At 73.2% G+C, this 22,670-nt stretch carries 26 protein-coding genes; 15 read left to right on the top strand and 11 right to left on the bottom strand.

Annotated features, from left to right (window positions below; all coding sequences use genetic code 11):
• Nucleotides 1–65: 65 nt before the first annotated feature.
• Nucleotides 66–518, top strand: coding sequence for a hypothetical protein (locus GH723_RS12765; protein WP_153760003.1), 453 nt, complete (start codon nt 66–68; stop codon nt 516–518).
• Here the strand turns inward: GH723_RS12765 and GH723_RS12760 are convergent.
• Nucleotides 515–1,360 (bottom strand): CAP domain-containing protein, encoded by an 846-nt coding sequence (locus GH723_RS12760; RefSeq protein WP_153760002.1) that lies wholly within the window; start codon nt 1,358–1,360, stop codon nt 515–517. The two genes, GH723_RS12765 and GH723_RS12760, sit on opposite strands and share 4 nt — an antisense overlap.
• A gap of 362 nt (nt 1,361–1,722) precedes the next feature.
• Between GH723_RS12760 and GH723_RS12755 the strand changes: the two genes are divergently transcribed.
• Both GH723_RS12755 and GH723_RS12750 read left to right on the top strand, forming a co-directional pair.
• On the top strand, nt 1,723–1,935 hold the full coding sequence (locus tag GH723_RS12755) for a hypothetical protein (protein ID WP_153760001.1): 213 nt from the start codon (nt 1,723–1,725) through the stop codon (nt 1,933–1,935).
• Nucleotides 1,932–2,714 (top strand): alpha/beta hydrolase, encoded by a 783-nt coding sequence (locus tag GH723_RS12750; RefSeq protein WP_195210284.1) that lies wholly within the window; start codon nt 1,932–1,934, stop codon nt 2,712–2,714. Before GH723_RS12755 ends, GH723_RS12750 begins: the two co-directional genes overlap by 4 nt.
• A gap of 13 nt (nt 2,715–2,727) precedes the next feature.
• On the opposite strand, the gene GH723_RS12745 is transcribed toward GH723_RS12750, so the two are convergent.
• Nucleotides 2,728–3,420, bottom strand: a complete 693-nt coding sequence (locus GH723_RS12745) for a YceH family protein (RefSeq protein WP_153759999.1) — start codon at nt 3,418–3,420, stop codon at nt 2,728–2,730.
• 25 nt (nt 3,421–3,445) lie between these two features.
• Between GH723_RS12745 and GH723_RS12740 the strand changes: the two genes are divergently transcribed.
• The gene (locus GH723_RS12740) at nt 3,446–3,916 is read left to right on the top strand and encodes a YbaK/EbsC family protein (RefSeq protein WP_153759998.1); all 471 of its coding nucleotides are present in this window, start codon (nt 3,446–3,448) and stop codon (nt 3,914–3,916) included.
• An 18-nt stretch (nt 3,917–3,934) separates the two neighbouring features.
• Here the strand turns inward: GH723_RS12740 and GH723_RS12735 are convergent, their stop codons facing one another.
• Genes GH723_RS12735 through aceE form a run of 3 tightly spaced genes read right to left on the bottom strand, consistent with a single transcriptional unit; the run spans nt 3,935 to nt 7,810 of the window.
• Nucleotides 3,935–4,453, bottom strand: a complete 519-nt coding sequence (locus GH723_RS12735; protein ID WP_153759997.1) for a hypothetical protein — start codon at nt 4,451–4,453, stop codon at nt 3,935–3,937.
• Nucleotides 4,454–4,500: 47 nt separating this feature from the next.
• The gene (locus GH723_RS12730; RefSeq protein ID WP_153759996.1) at nt 4,501–5,088 is read right to left on the bottom strand and encodes an HhH-GPD-type base excision DNA repair protein; all 588 of its coding nucleotides are present in this window, start codon (nt 5,086–5,088) and stop codon (nt 4,501–4,503) included.
• A 1-nt stretch (nt 5,089) separates the two neighbouring features.
• The gene (aceE, locus tag GH723_RS12725) at nt 5,090–7,810 is read right to left on the bottom strand and encodes a pyruvate dehydrogenase (acetyl-transferring), homodimeric type (protein ID WP_153761204.1); all 2,721 of its coding nucleotides are present in this window, start codon (nt 7,808–7,810) and stop codon (nt 5,090–5,092) included.
• Between the two features lie 23 nt (nt 7,811–7,833).
• Here aceE and GH723_RS18520 point away from each other — a divergent pair, with 23 nt between their 5' ends.
• Nucleotides 7,834–8,943, top strand: a complete 1,110-nt coding sequence (locus GH723_RS18520) for an RNase H family protein (RefSeq protein WP_195210283.1) — start codon at nt 7,834–7,836, stop codon at nt 8,941–8,943.
• 9 nt (nt 8,944–8,952) lie between these two features.
• Here GH723_RS18520 and GH723_RS12715 read toward each other — a convergent pair whose 3' ends face one another.
• Nucleotides 8,953–9,519 carry a J domain-containing protein gene (locus GH723_RS12715; RefSeq protein WP_195210282.1) on the bottom strand — a complete coding sequence of 189 codons (567 nt, stop codon included), beginning with the start codon at nt 9,517–9,519 and terminating at the stop codon, nt 8,953–8,955.
• Nucleotides 9,520–9,671: 152 nt separating this feature from the next.
• Between GH723_RS12715 and GH723_RS12710 the strand changes: the two genes are divergently transcribed.
• From GH723_RS12710 to GH723_RS12670, 10 genes are all read left to right on the top strand, one after another.
• Nucleotides 9,672–11,204 (top strand): glycosyltransferase, encoded by a 1,533-nt coding sequence (locus GH723_RS12710; protein WP_229022819.1) that lies wholly within the window; start codon nt 9,672–9,674, stop codon nt 11,202–11,204.
• Nucleotides 11,201–11,416 (top strand): hypothetical protein, encoded by a 216-nt coding sequence (locus GH723_RS12705; protein WP_229022818.1) that lies wholly within the window; start codon nt 11,201–11,203, stop codon nt 11,414–11,416. The genes GH723_RS12710 and GH723_RS12705 overlap by 4 nt, the downstream gene beginning before the upstream one ends.
• 57 nt (nt 11,417–11,473) lie before the next feature.
• Entirely contained in the window at nt 11,474–12,370 is an 897-nt protein-coding gene (locus GH723_RS18870; protein WP_229022817.1) for a hydantoinase/oxoprolinase N-terminal domain-containing protein, read from the top strand.
• Nucleotides 12,259–13,263, top strand: a complete 1,005-nt coding sequence (locus tag GH723_RS18865) for a hydantoinase/oxoprolinase family protein (RefSeq protein ID WP_229022816.1) — start codon at nt 12,259–12,261, stop codon at nt 13,261–13,263. The genes GH723_RS18870 and GH723_RS18865 overlap by 112 nt, the downstream gene beginning before the upstream one ends.
• On the top strand, nt 13,260–14,789 hold the full coding sequence (locus GH723_RS12695; protein ID WP_153759994.1) for a hydantoinase B/oxoprolinase family protein: 1,530 nt from the start codon (nt 13,260–13,262) through the stop codon (nt 14,787–14,789). The genes GH723_RS18865 and GH723_RS12695 overlap by 4 nt, the downstream gene beginning before the upstream one ends.
• A 147-nt stretch (nt 14,790–14,936) precedes the next feature.
• Complete coding sequence (locus GH723_RS12690) at nt 14,937–16,508, top strand: FMN-binding glutamate synthase family protein (protein ID WP_153759993.1); 1,572 nt, start codon at nt 14,937–14,939, stop codon at nt 16,506–16,508.
• A 23-nt stretch (nt 16,509–16,531) separates the two neighbouring features.
• Nucleotides 16,532–17,008 (top strand): cation:proton antiporter regulatory subunit, encoded by a 477-nt coding sequence (locus GH723_RS12685; protein WP_153759992.1) that lies wholly within the window; start codon nt 16,532–16,534, stop codon nt 17,006–17,008.
• The gene (locus tag GH723_RS12680; protein ID WP_153759991.1) at nt 17,009–18,220 is read left to right on the top strand and encodes a cation:proton antiporter; all 1,212 of its coding nucleotides are present in this window, start codon (nt 17,009–17,011) and stop codon (nt 18,218–18,220) included. It begins immediately after the preceding gene.
• A 10-nt stretch (nt 18,221–18,230) separates the two neighbouring features.
• Nucleotides 18,231–18,647, top strand: a complete 417-nt coding sequence (locus tag GH723_RS12675; RefSeq protein ID WP_153759990.1) for a cyclic nucleotide-binding domain-containing protein — start codon at nt 18,231–18,233, stop codon at nt 18,645–18,647.
• 42 nt (nt 18,648–18,689) lie between these two features.
• Nucleotides 18,690–19,469, top strand: coding sequence for an SDR family NAD(P)-dependent oxidoreductase (locus GH723_RS12670; protein ID WP_153759989.1), 780 nt, complete (start codon nt 18,690–18,692; stop codon nt 19,467–19,469).
• Between the two features lie 33 nt (nt 19,470–19,502).
• Here GH723_RS12670 and GH723_RS12665 read toward each other — a convergent pair whose 3' ends face one another.
• The 5 genes from GH723_RS12665 to GH723_RS12645 all read right to left on the bottom strand — a co-directional run bounded on the left by GH723_RS12665 (nt 19,503) and on the right by GH723_RS12645 (nt 22,565).
• Complete coding sequence (locus GH723_RS12665; RefSeq protein ID WP_153759988.1) at nt 19,503–19,946, bottom strand: SRPBCC family protein; 444 nt, start codon at nt 19,944–19,946, stop codon at nt 19,503–19,505.
• A 36-nt stretch (nt 19,947–19,982) separates the two neighbouring features.
• Complete coding sequence (locus GH723_RS12660; protein WP_153759987.1) at nt 19,983–20,381, bottom strand: hypothetical protein; 399 nt, start codon at nt 20,379–20,381, stop codon at nt 19,983–19,985.
• A complete protein-coding gene (locus GH723_RS12655; RefSeq protein ID WP_153759986.1) occupies nt 20,374–20,913 on the bottom strand; it encodes a copper chaperone PCu(A)C in 540 nt (179 codons plus the stop codon). Before GH723_RS12655 ends, GH723_RS12660 begins: the two co-directional genes overlap by 8 nt.
• Complete coding sequence (locus GH723_RS12650) at nt 20,910–21,536, bottom strand: SCO family protein (protein ID WP_153759985.1); 627 nt, start codon at nt 21,534–21,536, stop codon at nt 20,910–20,912. Before GH723_RS12650 ends, GH723_RS12655 begins: the two co-directional genes overlap by 4 nt.
• 129 nt (nt 21,537–21,665) lie before the next feature.
• Entirely contained in the window at nt 21,666–22,565 is a 900-nt protein-coding gene (locus GH723_RS12645) for a TIGR01777 family oxidoreductase (protein ID WP_153759984.1), read from the bottom strand.
• Nucleotides 22,566–22,670 lie beyond the last annotated feature (105 nt).

Below are 22,670 nucleotides of genomic sequence, written 5' to 3'. Positions count from 1 at the left end.
GGTAGGTGAGCCTAACAAGGCATCGGGTGGGCGGCCACGGGGCGCCGCCCTACGATCGGCTGCTCGTGGAGATCATCGTCTGGATCGTCGGCGGCCTGGCCGTGTTCGTGGTGGCCGCCGTGGCGGTCGGCCGGGTCACCTTCGACCTGGCGCACGACCCGCAGCGGGCGGTGTTCGACGTGGAGCAGTCGGTGGCGTTCGTCGCCGAGGCGCTGCCGTCGGACGTCACCGCCGAGCTGTCCTTCGACGACGTGACGATCATCCTGCGCCTCTTCCACGACTACCTGCACGAGCGCGGGGTCGCCACGACCGCCGGTGAGCACGACGAGGTGGACGCGCCCCAGGTCGTCGACCCGTCCGAGGGTGTCGAGCGCATCGTCGCCCGGGCCGCCGCCGCGGGTCGGTCGTACCGGCGCAGCGACGTCGAGGCGGTCGTCGAGGCCCAGATGGAGTACTTCGCGGCCATCGGCGTCGTGGGTGCACCCGTCGACGCGCCCGACGAGGACGACCTGCGCTAGTCGGGGCGGGTCGAGCGGTCGCGCCGGCGTCGGCGCACCGTCGCCGCCACGAGGAGGACGAGGACCGCGGCCGGGGCGCCCATCACCGCGACGGGCATGTCCTCGTCGGGCGAGGCGATCGGCGTGGCGCTGGTGAGTTCGTCGCTCGTGCCGGCACGCGACGCCGGCGGCTCGTCGCCGTCGGGGGTCGACGTGGTCGTGGCGGGGCGAGCCGAGCGCGCCGGGGTCGAGCTCGGGGGAGTCGGCGGCACGGTCGTCGACGGCACGGTCGTGGTCGTCGCCTCGACGGGTGCCGGGGGCGGGTCGGTGGCCGGGGGCGCGGGGGCCGGGGGCGCAGGTTGGGGCACCGCCGCGGGTGCGGCTGCCGCGGCCGGCGGCGGCGGCGGTGGCGGTGGCGGTGCGAGCTGCATGAACTGGTGCGACGTGTAGATCACGCCATCGGGGGAGTGCACCACACCGACCCCGATGTGGGTGAACCGCGGATCCACGATGTTGCGGTGGTGCGACGGCGACGCCATCAGCGCGTTGAAGACGACCTCGACCGACGGGCCGCGGCCCACGTTCTCCCCGAGGAGCTGCCACGGGGCGCTCACGGAGCTGCCGAGCGCCGGGTTGTGGCTGATGCCGCCTGCGGCGGCCATCGATCCGGCCCAGCTGCGACCCAGCGCCGTCAGCTCCCCGTGGGGAGCGAGCGGCGCCACGCCGGCGGCGCTGCGGGCCTGGTTCACCAGCGCCACGAAGCGGGCCTCGTCGTCGACCGGTCCGGCCCCGGCCGTCGGCGCGACGCCGAGCAGCACCAGGGCGACGACGACAGCGGCGAGCAGGGGGCGGAACGGGCGCATCCCCTCCTGTGTCGACCCGAAACGGCACGCGCTCAAGCGCGAAATGCGCGCCCGGTCCACATCGCTGTCGATAGAGTGGCCGGACCGAAGAAAGGAGGTGGTCCAGCTGAGTCATCACATGCTGTCTGGGACCTCGGAGGTGGCTGGCCGCTAGACGGCCCGCTGGACCCCTGGCGAGTACACGCCATCCACCCTCGGAGCTGACGGCCGGGAACTGGTCCCGCTCGGTAGCCAACGTCGTTCCGGGTTCAACCAGTACGAACAGGAGAGGGGAGGCGCACCGTCGCCTCCCCTCTTCGCGTGCCGCCGGGCGGACGTCGGACCGGTTCGGCCCGCTGTCCGTGCCGCCGTATGCTCCGGGCATGGAACGCCCCACCCGGTACGAGCACCACCGCTTCGTCGGTGACAAGCGGATCCAGGTCGTCTACGACCTCGACGCCGACGACGTCGACCCCGAGATCATCGAGGAGCTGATGGACTCGGAGCAGTACCTCGGGTTCGGGCCCGACACCCTCGCCGAGGCCCGCAACCGCGGGTACCGACTCTGGAGGGGCCACGCCGCGGCCGTCGAGTGACCGAGCACCGGTTCACCGTCGACGGCAACGAGCTGGTCGGCCACCTGGCGCTGCCGCCCGGCACCAGCACCCGGCCCGTCCCCGGCCTCGTCATCTGCCACGGGTTCCCCGCCGGCATCGGCGGCGGCGCCAACTCGGCGCGCACCTACCCCGAGCTGGCCGACCGCCTGGCCAACGAGATGGGGTGGGCGGCGCTGTGCTTCACCTACCGCGGGTGCGGCCGGTCGCAGGGCAACTTCTCGATGGCCGGTTGGCTGAGCGACACCCGAGCCGCCTTCCAGGAGCTGCACCACCACGAGCGGGTCGGTGGCGTCTGGGCCGCGGGGTTCGGCACCGGTGGCGCGCTGTCGATCTGCGCCGCCGCGAGCGATCCGGCTGTGCGCGGCGTGGCCGCCCTCGGCGCGCCGGCGGACTTCGACGACTGGGCGAGCCACCCCCGTCGCCTGCTCGACCACGCACGGGAGCAGAGCGCCATCAGCGATCCTGACTTCCCGGCCTCCGTCGACCGGTGGGCGCGCGAGCTGAAGGAGATCAGGGCCGTCGCCTGCGCCACCCAGCTGGCGCCGCGCCCGCTGCTCGTCGTCCATGGGTCCGACGACGACTCCGTCCCCGTCTTCGACGCCCGGGTGAACTCCGACGCCCACGGCTCGGCCGACCTGCGGATCATCGGCGGCGCCGGGCACCAGCTGCGTCACGACCCCCGAGCGATCGCCGTGCTGCTCGGGTGGCTCGACCGCCAGCGCCACCGCCACGGCGGGTCCGCCGCGCGCACCGGCTGACGCTCCGGGCCGGCTAGTCGGACGGGGCGTCGGCGGGCAGCTCGACGAGGTCGCCGAGCGCCTCGACCAGCTGGGCGACGCGCTGCTCGAGCCGCGCCACGCGCTGCTCGAGCTCCTCCACCCGTCCGCTGCGTCCGGCCACGCCGCCGGCGGTGCCGGCCGTCGCCGACGCCGCGGCGCGACCCTCGACGTCGGCCTCGAGCAGCTGGATCCAGCGGGCCTCCTTCTGACCCGGCTGGCGCTCCACGCGCACCACGAGCGGGCGCCCCGGCCAGGCGGCCATCCGTTCGAGGGTCGACTCGACCTCGTCGGCCGAGGCGAAGCCGTGCAGGCGCTCGGTGCGGGTGCGCAGCTCGCTCACCGTCTGGGCGCCGCGCAGGAGCAGCACCGCGAGGACCGCGAGCTCGGCGGGACCGAGCTCGAGCGCCTCGTGGGCCACGTGGCGGTACTTCGTGGCCCGCTCGCCCGCACCCGGGTGGACGACACGGGCGAGACCCTTGGCCTTGAGGGCGAGGACCGTCGTCTCCACCAGCTGGGGCTCGTAGTCGACGACCGGGTCGCGGCTCGAGGTCTGGTTGCACGCCGTCGTCAGCGCCTTCAGCGTGAGCGGGTAGGCGTCGGGCGTGGTGGCGGCCTTCTCGATCAGCGATCCGAGCACGCGGGCCTGCGGCGCGGTGAGCTCGATCTCGTCGGGGACGTCGACCATGCGCTCAGGCTGCCACACTCACGGCATGCCCCATCCCAACGTCCGACGGGTCGTCGCCGCCGCCACCGAGCAGGGCCTCGACGTCGAGATCCGTGAGTTCCCCGACGGCACGCGCACCGCGGCGGAGGCCGCTGCGGCGATCGGCGTCGAGGTCGGCCAGATCGTGAAGTCGCTCATCTTCGGTCACGGCCCCGATCTGGTCGTGGCCCTCGTCAGCGGCGCGAACCAGCTCGACGAGTCGAAGCTCTCCGCCGTGGCCGGCGGCGCGGCGGTCGAGCGCGTCGACGCGGACCGGGTCCGCGCCGGGACCGGCTACCCGATCGGTGGCGTGCCGCCGTTCGGCCACGCGCAGCCGCTCGACACCTACCTCGACGAGGACCTGCTCGGCTACGACGAGGTGTGGGCGGCTGCCGGCACGTGGAACCACGTGTTCGCGATCGCGCCGCAACGGCTCGTCGAGGTCAGCGGCGCCACGGTGGCGCCCCTGGCGCGCTGACGCGCGCGAGGCGCCCGATCAGCGCTCGCGCAGCTGGCGCTCGAGGTCGGCAACCCGCGACTCCAGCCGGGCGATGCGATCGGCGTCGCCCTCTGACGAGGAGGTGTCGCTGTGCCGCTTCTTCTCGGCGAGGCGCTCGACGAGGCCTCGTGCCCCGCTGACCAGCGGACCGGCGACGGCGGCCCCGGCGGAGATGCCGCCCGACACGACCGACGCGGCCGTCTCGAGGGCCGAGCGGCCACGGTCCACCGGGGAGGTGGACGCAGCCTCGCGATCGGTCGCCGACTCGGAGCCGTCGCCCGGTTCGTCGCCGCCCTCCTCGGAGGGTGCGGTGCCGAACTTGGCCGCGAACTCGTCGAGGTCGGGCTTGTCCTGCTCGTGGTCGGGGTGGTGGCCCGGGCGGTTGTCCTCGGGCACGGGGCCGCCTCCGGGCTCGTCGCGTGGTGCCCGGTGCTCCACCTCGACCTGGGTGTCGGCGTGGTCGGGGTCGAGCGGGGTGCGGCCGCTGCGGTGGACCTCTGGCTGCGCGGGAGACATGGCCGCGGGCTACCCCCGCGGGCCCGCGGCTCAACCCTGCGGGAACCTCAGTCCTGCTTGGACTTCCCCGCCGCCTTCTGGGCCCGCTTCCACTCCCGCACCTCGAGGAGGGTCTGGGGCGACCCGACGTCGGCGATCGAGCGGGGGACGTCGTCCGAGAACGGCGCGGCGGCCGCCTCCCAGCCCGTGGGCCGGACGCCCAGCCGCTTGGCGAGCAGGGCGATGAAGATCTTCGTCTTCTCCTCGCCGAAGCCGGGCAGGGCCGACACGCGGTCCTTCAGCTCGTCGCCGTCGTCGACGCCGGTCCAGATGGCGGCGGGGTCGCCGTCGTAGCGCTCGACCACGTGGCGGGCCATCTCGTGGATGCGGGCGCCCATGGCCTTCGGGAACCGGTGGATCGCCGGCTTCTCCCGGCAGACCGCCTCGAACTCGTCGGGGTCCATCGCCGCGACGGCCTCGGCGGTGAAGCGGTCCCCGAGCCGGGCCTTCAGCTTCGAGGGGCCGGCGAAGGCGGTCTCCATCGAGACCTGCTGGTCGAGCAGCATGCCGACGACGAGGGCGAACGGGTCGTCGACGAGCAGCTGGTCGGCATCGGGATCCCCGGTGATGGGGATCGAGGGCTCGGTCGTCGCCACCTCAGGCCTCCGGCCAGGTCGTGCGGGGATCGCCCGCGTCGGGATCGATGTCGTAGCGGCGGATGGCGTCGTCGACCGCCGAGGCGTCGACCTTGCCGTCCCGTGCCAGCCCCCACAGCGTCGCCACCACGATGTGGCCGGCGTCGACCTCGAAGAACCGCCGCAGCGCCTCGCGGGTGTCGCTGCGCCCGAAGCCGTCGGTGCCGAGGGGCACGAAGGTGCGGGGCATCCAACGGCCGACCTGGTCGGGGACCATCGTCATGTGGTCGGTGACGGCCACGATCGGCCCGTCGCCCTCGCCGAGCAGCTGCGTGACCCGCGGCGTGCGGCCCTCCTCGCCCGGGTGCAGGCGGTTCCACCGCTCGGCGGACAGCGCCTCCTCGCGGAGCGTCTTGAACGACGTCGCGCTCCACAGGTCGGCGCCCACGTCGTAGTGCTCGGCGAGCTCGGCCTGGGCCTGGCGGGCCCCACCCTGCATCGAGCCGGAGAAGACGATCGACGCCGAGCGGGACGGGCCGTCGGGTGCCGGCGCCCACCGGTAGAGGCCCTCGATGATGCCGGCGTCGACGTCGGCGTCGTCGGGCTTGGTGGGCATGGCGTAGTTCTCGTTGTAGAGCGTCAGGTAGTACATGACGTCGTCGCCACCCTCGCCCTGGCCGTACATCCGGTCGATGCCGTGGCGGATGATCACCGCCATCTCGTACGCGAACGCCGGGTCGTAGGCGCGCACCGTGGGCACGGTGGACGCGAGCACGAGGGAGTGGCCGTCCTGGTGCTGGAGCCCCTCGCCGAGCAGCGTGGTGCGACCGGCCGTGGCGCCGAGCAGGAACCCGCGCGCCCGGGCGTCGGACGCGGCCCAGATGAGGTCGCCGACCCGCTGGAACCCGAACATCGAGTAGAAGGTGAAGAACGGCACCACCGGCACGCCGAGGTTGGAGTAGGCGGTCGCCGCCGCGGTGAAGCTGGCCATCGAGCCGGCCTCGGTGATGCCCTCCTCGAGGATCTGCCCGTCCTTGCCCTCGGTGTAGGAGAGCAGCAGCTGGGCGTCGACCGGCTCGTAGAGCTGGCCCTTCGACGCGTAGATCTTGAACTCGCGGAACATGGCGTCCATGCCGAACGTGCGCGCCTCGTCGGGGATGATCGGCACGACCCGGTCGCCGAAGTCGCCGTCGCGCATGAGGTTGCGGAGCAGGCGGGTGAACGCCGTGGTCGTCGAGACCTCCTGCTTGCCCGACCCGGCGAACAGCTCGTCGAACGGCGCTGCGGACGGCGGGGTGAGCTTGCGGCGGGTGAACCGGGGCCGCGACGGGAGCGGCCCGTCGAGCGCGGTGCGCCGGTCGCGGATGTAGGCCAGCTCGTCGGAGCCCTCGGGCGGCCGGATGTAGGGCGGTTCGGTGCCCTCCGCCAGCGCGTCCTCCGGGATGAGGTCCTCGAGGTGGAGGCGGGTGCGCAGCCGCATGAGCTGCTCGTCGGTCATCTTCTTGATCTGGTGGGTGGCGTTGCGGCCCTCGACGTCGGGGCCGAGGGTCCAGCCCTTGATCGTCTTGGCGAGGATGACCGTCGGCGCGCCGGTCGTCTCGGTCGCCGCGCGGTAGGCGGCGTACAGCTTGCGGTAGTCGTGGCCGCCGCGGGGAAGGTTGCGGATCTCCTCGTCGGAGAGGTGCTCGACCATCTTCCGCAGCCGAGGGTCGGGCCCGAAGAAGTGCTCACGGGTGTAGGAGCCGTCCTCGACGGCGTAGCGCTGGAAGTCGCCGTCGACGGTGGTGTTCATCTTGTTGAGGAGCACGCCGTCGACGTCGCGGGCGAGCAGCTCGTCCCACCGGGAGCCCCAGATCACCTTGATGACGTTCCAGCCCGCGCCACGGAAGATCGCCTCGAGCTCCTGGATGATCTTGCCGTTGCCCCGGACCGGCCCGTCGAGGCGCTGGAGGTTGCAGTTGATGACCCAGGTGAGGTTGTCGAGGCCCTCGCGCGCGGCGAGCGAGATCGACCCGAGCGTCTCGGGCTCGTCGACCTCGCCGTCGCCGAGGAAGCACCAGACGCGGCTCTCGGTGGCGTCGTCGATGCGCCGGTCGTGCAGGTAGCGGTTGAAGCGGGCCTGGTAGATCGAGTTGATGGGACCGAGGCCCATCGAGACGGTCGGGTACTCCCAGAAGTCCGGCATCAGGCGGGGGTGGGGGTAGCTCGACAGTCCGCCGCCCCCGATCTCGCGGCGGAAGCGGTCGAGCTCGGCCTCGGTGAGGCGACCCTCGAGGAAGGCGCGGGCGTAGATGCCGGGCGCGGCGTGGCCCTGGATGTAGACCTGGTCGCCGGGGAGCCCGTCCTCCTTGCCGCGGAAGAAGTGGTTGAAGCCGACCTCGTAGAGGGCGGCGGAGGACGCGAACGTCGACAGGTGCCCACCGATGCCCTCGGCGGCGTGGTTGGCCTTCACGACCATCACCGCGGCGTTCCAGCGGATCATCGCCCGGATGCGGCGCTCGATCTCCTCGTCGCCGGGGAACCACGGCTCCTGCTCGGGCGGGATCGTGTTCACGTAGGGCGTCGACACGGCGGCGGGGACGCCGACCTGGAGCTCACGGGCGCGCACCAGCAGCTTGGACAGCAGGTAGCGGGCCCTCGTCGCGCCGTGGGTGGACACGACGGCGTCGAGCGAGGCGAGCCACTCGTCGGTCTCGGTCGGATCGGTGTCGGGCAGCTGGTGCACGAAGCCGTCGATGATCATCGGGTGGGGTCCCTTCGCGGTCGATGGCACGCCGGTCAGGCTCAGGGTACCGACGAGGCGACGCCCGCGGCTGTGGGAAGCTCCCGGCTGTGGCGACGGTCGTGTACACCGATGGAGCGTGCAGCGGAAACCCTGGGCCCGGCGGCTGGGCGTGGGTGCGCACCGACGGCCCGTGGGCGTCGGGCGCCGACCGCCACACCACCAACCAGCGCATGGAGATCACCGCGGCCTACGAGGCGGTGCGGGCGGCGACCGGCCCCGTCGAGGTCGTGTCGGACTCCACCTACGTCGTCAACTGCTTCCGCGACCGGTGGTGGGAGGGGTGGATCCGTCGCGGCTGGACGAACTCGAAGAAGGAGCCCGTCGCGAACCGCGACCTCTGGGAGCCGTTCGTCGAGCTCGTCCGCGAGCGCGGCGACGTCACGTTCCGGTGGGTGAAGGGCCACGGGGGCGACCCGCTCAACGACATCGCCGATCGACTCGCCGTCGCCGCCGCGGCCTCCCAGCTCGGCGCCTCGGGCTCCACGCACCCCGACGTGACCAAGCTGCCGACCGACCCGACCGGTGCGGTGGGGGCACCGAGCGCCGGCGCGCGGCGGGACGGCCGGCTGCCCGCGGCGCCGATCGCCGAGAGCGGCGTCGCGGTCTTCGGTCACCGGCCACCCGAGCTCGGTGGCTACGGGCCGAACCCGATCGCCGACGGCGTGCGCGACGAGCTCCGGCGGGTGCTCGCCGCCCGCCGGGAGATGGATCCCGACCTCGTCGTGGTGTCCGGGTTGCGGCTCGGCGCCGAGCAGCTCGGCGCGGAGGCCGCGGTCTCGCTCGGGCTGCCCCTCGTCGCCGTGCTGCCGCACCCCGACCCCGACGCGCGGTGGTCGGCGGACGCGCGGACCCGGTTCGCCGACCTGCTCGACCGCGCCGAGGAGGTCGTCACCCTCGAGCGCAAGGTCCCGCGCAACAGCCAGGAGGTCGGCTCGTCGCTGGCGCGTCGTGACGGCTGGCTGGCCCGCAACGTCGCCGCCGCGATCCTCGTCTGGGACCGGCAGACGCCGACGCTGGCACGACTGGCCAAGAGCCTGGAGGACCACCTCGGTGGCGAGCTGTGGTACCTCGAGCCGCCGGTGCCGGGCTGACCTCGTCGCTCAGCGGCTGCCCGTGAGCCGGTAGATCCGACGGAGGTCGTGGAACGCGGCGTTGATCGCCGTCATCTGCTCCTCGGCGCGGCGACGACCGTCGGGGTCGTCCGGGGCCGCCCGGTCCGGGTGGTGCCGCTTGGCGAGCTGGCGGTGGCGGCGGACGACCTCGCCCCAGGAGGCGTCCGAGGACAGGCCGAGCGCCGACCACGGCGACCCCGCCTCGCGGGTCGTGAGGACCTCGTCGCCGTCGGCGTCGGCCGTCGCGGCGCTCTCGGCCCGGATCGTCGCGGTGTCGGTGAACAGCGCCGCCGGGTCCCACCGATCGGTGGGCTGTCCGGCGTCGGAGGGCGCGAAGCCCGGGCTCGGTGCGACGCGGTCGCCCCGGGCGTCGTGGCCCGTGCGATCGGACGCGCGGCGACGGGGGTGGCCGTCGGGGGCCTGCCGGCGCCACCGGCGGTCGATCGTCGCCTCGAGCGCGTCGCGATCGGCCCACCACCCGTGGCCCTGGTCCCCGGCGATGTGGATCTGCTCGCCCTCGTCACGCTTGCGACCGAACGGCCACCTCTTGCTCATGCCCGATGCTCCGTGGCTCGATCCGCCGATCAACCGTGTCGCAGCGAGTGTACGAACGGCCACCCCGTGTGACCCTGGGTCGATCGGACTGTTTCCGGGCATCCGCGGCGGTCGTCGCTTGACGGGCGCGCCGATCGGCCGATGGGCCGGTCGTGGCAACCCGACCGTGGATCGCCGATGCGGCACCGACCGCGCCGAGGAGCAGGACGAGCGGCGTCCTCGGGCGCGTCGTCGGCCTGGTCGTCGCGCTCATCGTGGTCAGCGGCGCCGTCCTGCTCTGGACCCTCGGCTCCTCGAGCGACGTGATGAGCGCCGGTGGCGTCCGGACCGTCGACCTGCTCGGCATCTGGAGCGTCAGCTACGAGCCACGCGCGCCGTCGGTCGCCACCGTCGTCGGCTCGGTGGCGCTCGGCGTGGTGTTCGCCGCGGCCGCGGCCCTCGTCGAGCGCATCGTGCTCGACCGCTCGCGCCGCTCGAACGACGGCACGACGAAGGTGCTGGCCCCACGGGTCGTGATGGCGGCCACCCGCGGCGTCTACGCCGGACCGGTCACTGTCACGGTGCTCATCCCGGCCCACGACGAGGCGGCGTCGATCGGCGCCACGCTCCGCTCTCTCCAGATGCAGGAGCCGGCACCCGACCGGGTGATCGTCGTCGCCGACAACTGCACCGACGACACGGCGGACATCGCCCGTGCGCACGGCGCCGAGGTGTTCGTGACGGTCGGCAACGAGCACAAGAAGGCCGGCGCCCTCAACCAGGTCCTCCGCGGGCTGCTCGGCGACATGGGCGACAACGACGTCGTGATGTGCATGGACGCCGACACGGTGCTCGACGCCGGCTTCCTCGAGGCCGGCATCCAGCGCTTCACGAACGATCGGGCGCTGATGGCGATCGGCGGGCTCTTCTACGGCGAGGAGGGCCACGGCCTGCTCGGCCAGCTGCAGCGCAACGAGTACGTGCGCTACTCCCGCGAGATCCGCCGGCGTCGTGGACGGGTGTTCGTGCTGACCGGCACGGCGTCGATGTTCCGGGCCCGTGCCCTGCGCACGGTGGCGGCGAACCGTGGCGGCCTCCTCCCCGGGGTCGAGGGGGACGTCTACGACGTCATCGCCCTCACCGAGGACAACGAGCTGACGCTCGCGATCAAGTCCCTCGGTGGCCTGATGGCGTCGCCCGACCGCTGCCGAGTGGTCACCGAGCTGATGCCGACCTGGCGCCACCTGTGGACCCAGCGGCTGCGGTGGCAGCGCGGGGCGCTCGAGAACCTCGGTGCCTACGGGCCGGCACCGTCGATGCTGCGGTACTGGGCCCAGCAGCTCGGCATCGGCTACTCGGTGATCGCGCTCAGCTCCTTCTGGCTCCTCATCCTGCTGACGGTGCTGTCGAGCGACGGCTGGATCTGGTTCCCCTTCTGGATCGGCGTGGGCGGGATCTTCGCCGTCGACCGGGTCGTCAGCGTGTGGAGCGGCGGGCGCCGGGCCCGCCTCCTCGCTCTCCTGATCGTCCCCGAGCTGCTCTACGACGTGTTCCTCGACGTGGTGTACGTGAAGGGCATCCTCGACATCACCTTCGCTCGCACCGCTGACTGGGGCCACGTCCGGCGCGACCAGCCCGAGTTGGCGGCCGACGCCCTCCGGGTCGAGCGGGTGGAGAGCGGTCGACCGATGGAGGTGGTCGCGTGATCTCGTGGGGCGTGCTCGCCGGCATCCTCTTCTCCGAGGACCTCATGGAGACGAAGTGGTTCGGTGACCTCAGCACCTTCGTCTCGATCAACACCGTCGCCTTCGTCACCCTCGCGGTGATCAAGACGCTGCCCAAGGCGTACCTGAGCGACTGGATCGACCGGCGCGACCGCCGGACGGAGACGCGCAGCATCCACCCCGACGGCGACTGAGCCACCGCGCCGCCTCGCGGCCGTCCGGTCGGGTGCCCCTCGCCTACGGTCTCGTCCATGCGGGTCGGTTCCGACACGGGAGGCACGTTCACGGACCTCGTCACCGACGACGGTCGCATCGCCAAGGTGCCCTCCGAGCGTGCCGACCCCGGCGCCGCGGTCCGGGCGGGGCTCACCACCCTCGGGGTCGACGACCCGTCGCTCCTGGCGCACGGCACGACCGTGGCGACCAACGCGCTCCTCGAGCGACGCGGCGCACCCACCGTGCTCGTCACCTCGGAGGGGCTGGCCGACGTGATCGAGATCGCCCGCCAGGATCGCCCCTCGCTGTACGACCCGGCCGTTCGTCGCCCCGAGCCGCTCGTGCCGCGGCACTGGCGGTTCGAGATCCCGGGCCGGCTCGACGCCGAGGGGCGGGAGGTCCGGCCGATCCGGACGGACGCGCTCGCCGCGCTGCCGGAAGGGGCCGAGGCCGTCGCCGTCGTCCTGCTCCACGCCGACCTGGATCCCAGGCACGAGCAGGCCGTCGCCACTGCCCTCGCCGGGCGGGGCGTCGACGTGTGCTGCTCGCACGAGGTGTCGCCCGAGATGCGCGAGTACGAGCGGACCGTGACGACGGTGATCAACGCCTCGCTGCGCCCGCTGTGCCGGTCGTACCTGTCCGGGCTCGACGAGGCGGCGCGCGACGTGGTGGTCATGACCTCCGCCGGGGGCCTCATGCCCGCCGGCGAGGCGGCCGAGCTGCCGGCGGCCCTGCTGCTCTCCGGGCCAGCAGGCGGCGTCCGCGCCGGGGGGGGGCGGCCGCTGTCGCCAACGGCTTCGACGACGCCGTCACGTTCGACATGGGTGGGACGAGCACCGACGTGTGCCTGGTCCTCGGCGGGCGGCCGGCCCCGGCCGCCGCTCGGGAGGTCGCGGGGTTCACGGTGCGCTTCCCGTCGCTCGACGTGTTGACGATCGGCGCCGGGGGAGGCTCGATCGCCGCGATCGACGCGGGTGGGGCGCTCGTCGTCGGACCGCGCAGCGCCGGCGCGGAGCCCGGGCCCGCGTGCTACGGCCGCGGCGGCACCGAGCCGACGGTGACCGACGCCGACCTGGTCGCCGGCCGCATCCCGCCCGGCGCCTCGATGGGCGGCATGGCGCTGCGCCCGGACCTCGCCCGCGCGGCGCTCGACGCCGCCGGGGTCACGGCGCAGGGCGTCATCGACGTCGTCGACGCCAACATGGAGCGGGCGCTGCGCGCCGTCACCGTCGAGCGTGGTGTCGACCCCCGAGCGCTCGCACTCGTCGCCTTCGGCGGCGCGGGGCCGCTCCACGCCTGCGCCCTCGCCGATGCCCTCGGCATGGAGGCCGTCGTGGTCCCGGCCCGGGCCGGCGTGCTGTCGGCGGTCGGGATCCTCACCGCGCCGCTCCAGCGCGACCTCGTCCGCTCGTGGCCCACGCCGCTCGACCACGACGGGTTGGACGCCGCGCTCGCCGAGCTCGCCGAGGACGCTGCCGCGCTCGTCGGGGCGGGCGCGGCGGTGAGCGTGGCGGTCGACTGCCGCTACGCGGGGCAGAGCCACGAGATCACGGTTCCCACCGTCGCCGACTTCGCGGAGGAGCACCGCCGCCGCAACGGCTACGCCCGGCCCGGTGCCGACGTCGAGGTCATCGCGCTGCGGGCGACCGCCCGGGCGGAGCCGGCCGTCGACCCGGCGTCGCTGCCGGCTCCCCGCCGCCTGGACGGTGGCGAGGTCGTCGGCCCGGCGTCGATCGCCGAGGACGACTGCACGATCTGGGTGCCGGCCGGGTGGGTGGCCCGCGACGGAGCCGCCGGTGCGCTCGTGATCCGGAGGCGGTCGTGAGCCTCGATCCCGCGGCGCTCCAGGTCCTCGTCTCCGGGCTCACCGGTGTGGCCGAGGAGATGGGCGCGGTGCTGCGCCGGGCGGCGTTCAGCCCCAACATCAAGGAGCGCGCCGACTGCTCGGCGGCGCTGTTCGGCCCCGCGGGCGAGCTGCTCGTCCAGGCCGAGCACATCCCCGTGCACCTCGGCTCGATGCCGGCGAGCGTCCGGGCCGCGATCGACGCGTTCGGCGGCGACTGGAGCCCCGGCGAGCAGATCGTGCTCAACGACCCCTTCGCCGGCGGGACGCACCTGAACGACATCACGCTCGTCGCGCCGTGCATCGTCGACGGGCGCCTCGTCGGCTTCGTCGCCAACCGGGCCCACCACGCCGACGTGGGCGGCGCGGCGCCGGGGTCGATCCCCGCCGATGCCACCGAGATCCACCAGGAGGGGCTGCGGATCCCGCCGACCCGTCTCGACGACGGGCTGCGCCGCCTGCTGGCCGCCAACTCGCGCACGCCAGTCGAGCGCGACGGCGACCTCGACGCGCAGATCGGCGCGAACGTCACCGGCGTGGAGCGCCTGGCGGCGTTCGCCGACGCGCCGCTCGACGAGGTGATCGCGTACGGCGAGCGACGCATGCGCGCCGCGCTCGCCGAGCTGCCCGACGGCACGTGGACCTTCGAGGACGTGGTCGACTCCACCGGTGCCGCGCCCGATCAGCAGCGTCCGAGCCGGATCGTGGTCACGCTCACCGTCGACGGCGACGCCATCCGCTTCGACTTCAGCGGCAGCTCCCCGCAGTCGAGGGGCAACGTCAACGCCGTCGAGGCCGTCACGGTGTCCTCGGTGGCGTTCGCGCTCCGCGCCGCGCTCGACCCGACGATCCCGGCGAACGGCGGTTCGTTCCGCCCCGTCGAGGTGGTCGCGCCGCCCGGCACGATCGTCGCGGCGCTCCCGCCCGCCGCGGTGGGGGCCGGCAACGTCGAGGTGAGCCAGCGCGTCGCCGACGTGTGCCTCGGCGCGCTGGCCCAGGTCGTCCCGTCCCGGGTGGGCGCAGCGTCGCAGGGGACGATGAACAACCTGCTGGTGGGTGGCGACGGCTGGGTCTACTACGAGACGGTCGCCGGCGGTCAGGGCGGCTCGCCGCACGGTCCCGGCATGAGCGGGGTCCACACCGCGATGACCAACACCAAGAACACGCCCATCGAGGCGCTGGAGCGGGCGTTCCCGCTGCGCGTGTTGCGGCAGCGGTTGCGGCGGGGAAGCGGTGGCGCGGGATCGGCGCCGGGGGGCGAGGGCATCGAGCGAGACCTTCAGGTGCTGACAGACGTGACGGTGTCGCTGATCACCGAGCGACGGGTGTCCCGGCCGTGGGGCCTCGCCGGCGGCGCGCCGGGGGCGGTGGGGGAGAACTGGCTGGTCCCCGGCGGCGACGAGGCACGGGCCGAACGGTTGCCCGACAAGTGCACGGTCCGGCTGCGGGCGGGCGACGTCCTGCGGATGCTGACGCCCGGCGGCGGCGGGTGGGGCGCACCCGGGTGACCCCTGCCGTCGTCCCCATGGGGAGGCGGGGCACGGCACGGGGTGGTGCGGCTCCCCGAGGGTGGTGCATGGGGAGGCGGGGCACCGGCCGGGGTGGTGCGGCTCCCGAGAGGGCCGCACGAGGTCCCGAGGGGCCACACTGGGGCGATGAGGTGGATGCGTGCACTCGCGGCCGTCGGAGCCGGCGCAGCGGCGGTCGCCGTCCGTGACCTGACCCAGCGGCACCACGCGCTGCTCCGCAACTTCCCGGTGATCGGCCACGGTCGGTACCTGCTCGAGCGGATCGGCCCCGAGCTGCGCCAGTACATCGTCACGAGCAACGACGAGGAGCGCCCCTTCAGCCGGGACCAGCGGCGCTGGGTGTACACGTCGTCGAAGGGCGAGAACAACTACTTCGGCTTCGGCACCGACAACGACGTCGAGCACACCGACGGCCACGTCGTGGTGAAGCACCGCACCTTCGCCGACGTCACGCCGCCGAGCCACCCGCTCGTGGGGGAGGAGGCCTGGCTGCCCGCCGCGAAGGTCGTCGGTGCGGCGCGCGGTCGCCGGCTCGCCTACCGGCCCGACTCGGTCGTCAACATCTCGGGGATGAGCTTCGGCTCCCTGTCGGGCCCGGCGGTCGAGGCGCTCAACCGGGGGGCCGCCCTCGCGGGCTGCACCCACAACACCGGCGAGGGCGGCATCAGCCCTCACCACCGCCACGGCGGCGACCTCGTGTTCCAGATCGGCACCGCCTACTTCGGCTGCCGCGACGAGCAGGGGCGGTTCGACCTCGACCGCTTGGTCGACCTGGTGGCGGGGGCGCCGGTGCGGGCGATCGAGGTGAAGCTCAGCCAGGGCGCGAAGCCCGGGCTCGGCGGGCTGCTGCCCGCGGCGAAGATCACCGAGGAGATCGCGGCGATCCGGGGCATCCCGATGGGCCGGGACTGCGTGAGCCCGTCCCGCCACGCGGAGTTCGCCGATGTCGACTCGATGCTCGACTGGATCGAGCGCATCGCCGACGCCACCGGCCTGCCGGTCGGCATCAAGGCCGCGGTGGGCGAGATGTCGTTCTGGGACGAGCTGGTGCAGCAGATGGCCGACACCGACCGCGGCGTCGACTTCGTCACGATCGACGGCGGCGAGGGCGGCACCGGGGCCGCTCCACTGGTGTTCTCCGACGCCGTCGCCCTGCCGTGGCGCCTCGGGTTCTCGCAGGTGTACCGCCGCTTCGCCGAGGCTGGGCTCACCGACCAGGTGTCCTTCGTCGGGTCCGGCAAGCTCGGGCTGCCGGCCAACGCGCTCGTCGCGTTCGCCCTCGGTGCCGACTCGGTGAGCGTCGGGCGCGAGGCGATGCTCGCCATCGGCTGCATCCAGGCCCAGAAGTGCCACACCGACCACTGCCCGACCGGGGTCGCGACCCAGAACACCTGGCTCGCCGGCGGGCTCGACCCGACGCTCAAGTCGGTGCGGGCGGCCCGCTACATCGCCACCCTGCGGCGTGACCTGCTGAAGGTCTCCGAGGCGGTGGGCGTGCTCCACCCCTCGCTGCTCACCCCCGACGACATCGACCTGCTCCACGGGCTCGAGTCGGCGACACCGCTGCGCGAGGTCTACGGGTACGAGCGAGGGTGGGCCCTCCCCTCGGCCGCGGACCGGGCCGCGATCGTCGAGCTGATGGCCCCCACCGCGCCCACCGGTGAGGTCGCCCGCCCGTCGGACACCGCGACCGCCTGAGTGCCAGCGGGCAGACTGCGGCGATGAGCGAGATCGAGGAGACCGTCCTTCCCGGCGTCGGTGTGCGCCACGACTTCATGTCACGAGGCGGGCGGCGGGTCGGCGTCGTCTCCCACGCGTCCGGGCGCCGGGACCTGCTCGTGTACGACACCCGCGACCCTGACGCCGTCCGGGCGTCGGTGGAGCTGACCGTCGACGAGGCCCGGACGGTCGCCGACCTGCTCGGAGGCCTGACGATCATCGAGCACCTGGGCCAGGTGCAGCAGCGCATCGAAGGTCTCGCCATCGAGTGGCTCCCCCTGCCGGAGAGCTTCCAGTCGACGACGATCGGCGACGGCGAGTACCGCAAGCGCACCGGTGTCTCGATCGTCGCCATCATCCGCGGGCACACGACGGTGCCCGGCCCGGGTCCCGACGAGGAGCTCGAGCCGGGCGACGTCGTCGTCGGGGTGGGGAGCGCGGAGAGCATGGAACGGCTGCGCGAGCTCCTGGGGATCTGAGTGGTCCTCGCCTCCGCCGGCGAGGAGGCGGCCCGGCTCCTCCTCGAGATCGGTGCCGTCATCAGCTGCCTCGCGGTCATCGCCCGCGTGGCGTCGCGCATCGGCTTCTCGCCGATCCCGGCCTACCTGCTGCTCGGGCTCCTGCTCGGCACCGACGAGCCGTTCCGGCTGGAGCGCAGCGCCGGGTTCATCGAGTCGAGCAGCCAGATCGGCGTGGTCCTCCTGCTCCTCCTCCTCGGGATCGAGTACTCGGGCGAGGAGCTGCTCGGCTCGCTGAGGCGGTCGGCGCCGATCGGGCTGGTCGACCTGGTGCTCAACGCCACGCCGGGTGTCCTCGCCGGGCTGCTCCTCGGGTGGGGGGCGCTCGGCGCCGTCTTCCTCGGCGGCATCACCTACATGACGTCGTCGGGGATCGTGGCGAAGCTTCTCGGCGACCTGGGTCGCACCGGCAACCGGGAGACGCCGCAGATCCTCGCCGTGCTGGTGATGGAGGACCTGGCGATGTCGGTGTACCTCCCTCTGGTCGCCGGGCTGCTGGTCGGTGGGTCGGCGCTGGCGACGACGGGCTCGGTGGCGCTGGCCCTGCTGGCCGTGACAGTGGTGCTGGCGGTCTCGACCCGCTACGGGGAGCACATCAGCCGGGTGATCTTCAGCCGCTCCGACGAGGCGCTGCTCTTCAGCGTGCTCGGCCTGGCCCTGCTCATCGCGGGGTTGGCCGAGTCGGTGCACGTGTCGGCGGCGGTGGGCGCGTTCCTGCTCGGGACGGCGATCAGCGGTCGTACGTCCGACGCCGCGCACGACCTCATCGCACCGCTGCGGGACCTCTTCGCCGGCGTGTTCTTCGTCTTCTTCGCCTTCCAGATCGACCCCGCGGAGCTCGTGCCGGTGCTGCCCCAGGTGCTCGCCCTGGCCGCGATCACCACGCTGACGAAGGTGGCGACGGGGTGGATCGCCGGTGCCCGCGCCGGCATCGGCGTCCCCGGCCGGTTCCGCGCCGGCTTCGCGCTGGTGGCACGCGGGGAGTTCTCGATCGTCATCGCCGGGCTGTCGGTGGGCTCCTCGTTCGCCGACGAGCTCCGGCCCTTCGCGGCCGCCTACGTCCTGGTGCTCGCCATCGTCGGTCCGATGCTCACGCGCCTCGGCGACGGCCTCGTCGAGCGGTGGTGGCGCTCCGGACGTGACATCGGTCACGCCGCAGGGGAGGCCGCCTAGTGTGGCGCGCATGGCCGATCACACCGAGGAACTGGCGGGGGTGGCGCTCTTCGCGGGCGCGACCAAGAGGGAGCTGGCGGAGATCGACAAGCTCACCACCGAGGTGACCCTCGCGCCGGGCACCGTCCTGGTGGACCAGGGCGAGATCGGGCGGGAGGCGTTCGTGATCCTCGAGGGCGAGGCCGAGGTGCAGGTCGACGACACCGTCGTCGCCACGGTGGGCCCGGGCGCGTGCGTGGGCGAGATCGCCCTGCTCGACGGCGGGCCGCGCAGCGCGTCGGTCGTGGCCCTCACCGAGGTCACGGCCCTCGTGCTGGACCCGCGCGAGTTCAGGAGCCTCCTGCTCAACGTGCCCGCGATCGCGGTGAAGGTGGCGGCCGCGCTCGCCGCCAAGGTGCGCGAGCTCGACACGAAGCTCTACGGCTGACGTCGTGCCGGCTGTTGTATTGAGTGTGACTAATCTCCGTCCATGGATCTGAACGGAACCTCTGCCCTCGTCACCGGCGGTGCCTCTGGCCTCGGTGAGTCCACCGCCCGACTCCTCGCCGAGCGCGGCGCCCGCGTCGTCGTCGTCGACATGAACGCCGAGCGCGGCGAGTCGGTCGCCAAGGACATCGGCGGCATGTTCGCCCAGGCGGACGTCGCCGATCCCGAGCAGGTGATCGCCGCCGTCGAGGCCGCGAAGGAGATCGCGCCGCTCCGCTCGCTCGTCACCGCCGCGGGCATCGGCATGGCCACCCGCACCATCGGGCGCGACGGCTCCTACGAGTCGGCCCACGACCTCGACCTGTTCAGCAAGGTCCTCCAGGTCAACCTGGTCGGCACCTTCAACTGCGTGCGCCTCGCCGCCTCGGCCATGTCCCAGCAGGACCCGGTCGACGAGGACGGCCAGCGGGGTTCGATCGTCACCGTGGCCTCCGTGGCGGCGTTCGACGGCCAGATCGGCCAGGTCTCCTACTCGGCCTCCAAGGGCGGCGTCGTCGGCATGACGCTGCCGATCGCCCGCGACCTCTCGGTCGTCGGCATCCGCGTCAACTGCATCGCCCCCGGCCTCATCGACACGCCGATCTACGGCTCGGGTCCCGGCTCCGACGAGTTCAAGGACAAGCTCAAGCGCGACGTCCTCTTCCCGGACCGCCTCGGCACCTCCGAGGAGTTCGCCACGATGGCCCTCGAGCTCATCACGAACAACTACATGAACGCCGAGGTCATCCGCGTGGACGGCGGCGTCCGCATGCAGCCGAAGTGACCGACCGCTCCCGCTGAGGAGCGGGCGACCGGCTCAGTCGCCGGCGGTGGTGACGACGCCCTCGAGCCGCTCGAGGGTCGCGGCCATCGCCGGCGGGTGCCGGCGTGGGTAGCCGACGAGCTCGATGAACCACGGGGCCCGCGACGTCGACCAGTCGAACGTCTCGACGACCTCCGTGCCCCCGTCGACGGGGGAGAGCTCGTAGCGCCAGCGGTGGCCGCCGAAGTGCTGCCACGCGATGAGGCGGTCCTGCTCGAACTCCACGACCTCGTTGGAGATGCGGTAGGGCAGGCCGATCTTCATGTCCATCCCGAAGCGGCTGCCGAGCCGCAGCGGCTCGGGGTCGGTGTCCCTCGAGGCCTTCACCGTGCCGGAGCCGTCGATGTGGGGGTGCTGCGACGCGTCGGCGAGGACGGCGAAGATCGACTCCGGCGGAGCGGGGATGGTGCGACGGACCGAGACCTGGCGCTCTGACATGCGGTCAGGGTACGGCCCGCACCCGACGGGCGACGGTCAGGTGACCACGACCCTGAGCTCGCCGTGGCCGCTGAGCTCGCACGCACCCACCAGCTCCTGGGGCCGGGTGTAGGTCTGGGCGAGGGTCTCGCCGGCCCGGACGAAGTACGGCCCCACCGAGTAGGGGCGGTCGTCGTCGTTGCGGATGACCAGCGTGTCGCCGACCGACAGGTGGACCTCGGCGGGCATCAGGTCGACGTCCTCGCCGGCGTCCAGGCGGGCGCCGGTGCCTTCGTCGATGGCGTAGGTGACCGTCTGCGGGTCGGGGTCGTCGCTCGTGACGACGACGGCGACGATCCCCCCGATGGCGACGACGAGGAGGACGGCGAACGCGGCGACGGGGACGGCGAGCCCCGACCGGCGTGGCGCCGGTTCGTCCGCGACCGACTCAGGCATCGCGGACCTCGGCGGTGACGGTCACCGTGCCGCCGCTCTCCAGCTCGAGCGTGATCTCGATCTCGCCGCCGACCTCGAGCGGCTCGGTCAGGCCCATCAGCATCACGTGGTAGCCCCCGGGCTCGAGGGCGACGGTCTCGCCGGCGGGCAGGTCGATCCCGTCGACCTCCTGCATCATCATCTCGCCCGACCCGTCGTCGCTCATCGACGTCTCGTGCACCTCGGTGGTCATCGCCACGTCGGGCGAGACGCTGGCGGCGACGAGACGGTCGTCGACCGGACTCGTGATCCGCATGTACGCGGCGCCGTTGGCCGCCATCATCGGGCTGGTGCGGGCCCACGCGTCCTCGACGGTGACCTCGCCGCCGGGCTCCTCACCCTCGGCGTCGGTCGTGGTCGTCTCCTCGGCGACCGCGGCCGTCGTCTCCGAGCTGGAGGTGGTGTCGTCGTCGTCGTCGCCGCAGGCGGCCGCGCCGGCGATCAGCGCGGCGATCCCGAGGGCGACCAGGGCGCGGTGGGTGCGGGGGGTCATGTGGTCTGCTCCTCGGTGAGCCGGTCCGTGAGGATCCGGAGGTCGTGGGCCATGGCGTCGGAGGAGACGCCGTAGGGCCACTCGACGACGACCTCGCCGTCGCTGTCGACGAGGTAGGAGATGGCCGAGTGGCTGACGTCGTAGGTGCCGTCGTCCTTGGGCGTGATGGTGGACGACGCGCCGAACGCGTCCTCGACCTCCTGGAGCACGGCGGCGTCCTCGGTGCGGAGGGCGTGGATCCGGTCGAAGAAGTGGCCGAGGTAGGGGACGAGCACCTCGGCGGTGTCGCGCTCGGGGTCGACGGTCACGAAGGCGACGCTCAACCGCGAGGCGTCCGCTGGATCGAGCTCCTCGAGCGCGGCGCGCAGGTCGGACAGGGTCAGCGGGCAGACGTCGGGGCACGACGTGTAGCCGAAGTAGACGAACAGCAGCTCGCCGTCCGGTGCCCGGAAGCGGAACGGGCGGTCGGGCGCGTCGGGGGCGACCTCGGTGATCTCGATGTCGGCGACCGAGATCGGCGACGCTCGGGTGATCCCCTCCAGCGCCGGCGGACCGCCGTCATCAGCCGTACCGCCGTCGTCGCCACAGGCTGCCGTCCCGACGACGAGGAGGAGGGCGGTCATCGTCGCCGTGCACCAGCCTCGTCCCCGTCGCGTGCGCCTCACACCAGGAGTCTCCCGCCGAGGGGTGGGGCACGGCACGCCCGTGGCCCAAGTTGTGAGGAAGGTCCCGCGTGGACGGGGACCTTGGTCCTACGGCCGGTCGAGCACGGCGCGGAGCGCCGGCTCGAGGTCGCGGTGGCGGAACTCGAAGCCGTCGGCCTCGAGGACGCTCGGGGCGACGCGCTGCGAGACGAGGAGCAGCGACTCGACGAGCTCGCGGCCGTAGAGCAACGAGGGGGCGAAGGTGGGGATGGGGAGGAGCGTGGGACGCCGCAGCACCCGGCCGAGCGTCGACGTGAACTCGCTGTTGCGCACCGGGTTCGGCGCGGTGAGGTTCACCGCGCCGCTGACCGACGACTCGAGGAGGTGGCAGATCGCCCGGACCTCGTCGGCGAGCGTGATCCAGCTCTGCCACTGCCGGCCGGAGCCGAGGCGGCCGCCGACGCCGAGCTTGAACGGGAGCAGCTGCTTGGCGAGGGCCCCCTCCTCGGCGTCGAGCACGATCCCGGTGCGGAGCGTGCACGTGCGGATGCCCGCCTCGGCGGCGAGCTGGGCGCAGGCCTCCCACCGGACGCACACGCCGGCGAGGAAGTCGTCCCCGGCCGGGCTCGACTCATCGAGGACCTCGTCACCGCGGTCGCCGTAGTAGCCGATCGCCGATCCGCTGAGGAACACCGACGGGCGGTCGTCCATCGCGGCCACCGCCTCGGCGAGGAGCGAGGTGCCCTTCGTGCGGCTCTCGAGGATCCGCGCCTTCTGCTCGTCGGTCCACCGCCCACCCGCGATGCTCTCGCCCGCCAGGTGGACGACGGCCTCGATGCCGTCGAGGTCGGCGAGGTCGAGCTCGCCGGCCATGGGGTCCCAGCGGATGGCGTGGCTCCCCGGCGCCGGCTGCCGGGTGAGCGGGACGGGCGTGTGCCCCCGGGCCCTGAGCTCCTCCTGGAGGGCCGTCCCGATGAGGCCGCTGGCACCGCTGACGAGGATCCGCATCGCGACAGTGTGCCTCCCACGGGATCCGAGCGCGGCGTCGGGACCAGGCGTAACGTCGGGCCGGTGCGGGGAGGTGCGACCGGCACGTCCACGAGCGATCGAGGA

This window comes from Actinomarinicola tropica, from assembly GCF_009650215.1.
Lineage (GTDB): Bacteria > Actinomycetota > Acidimicrobiia > Acidimicrobiales > SKKL01 > Actinomarinicola > Actinomarinicola tropica.
The sequence above is the reverse complement of the archived record's forward strand: the minus strand, read 5'-3'. Positions and strand labels throughout refer to the sequence as shown.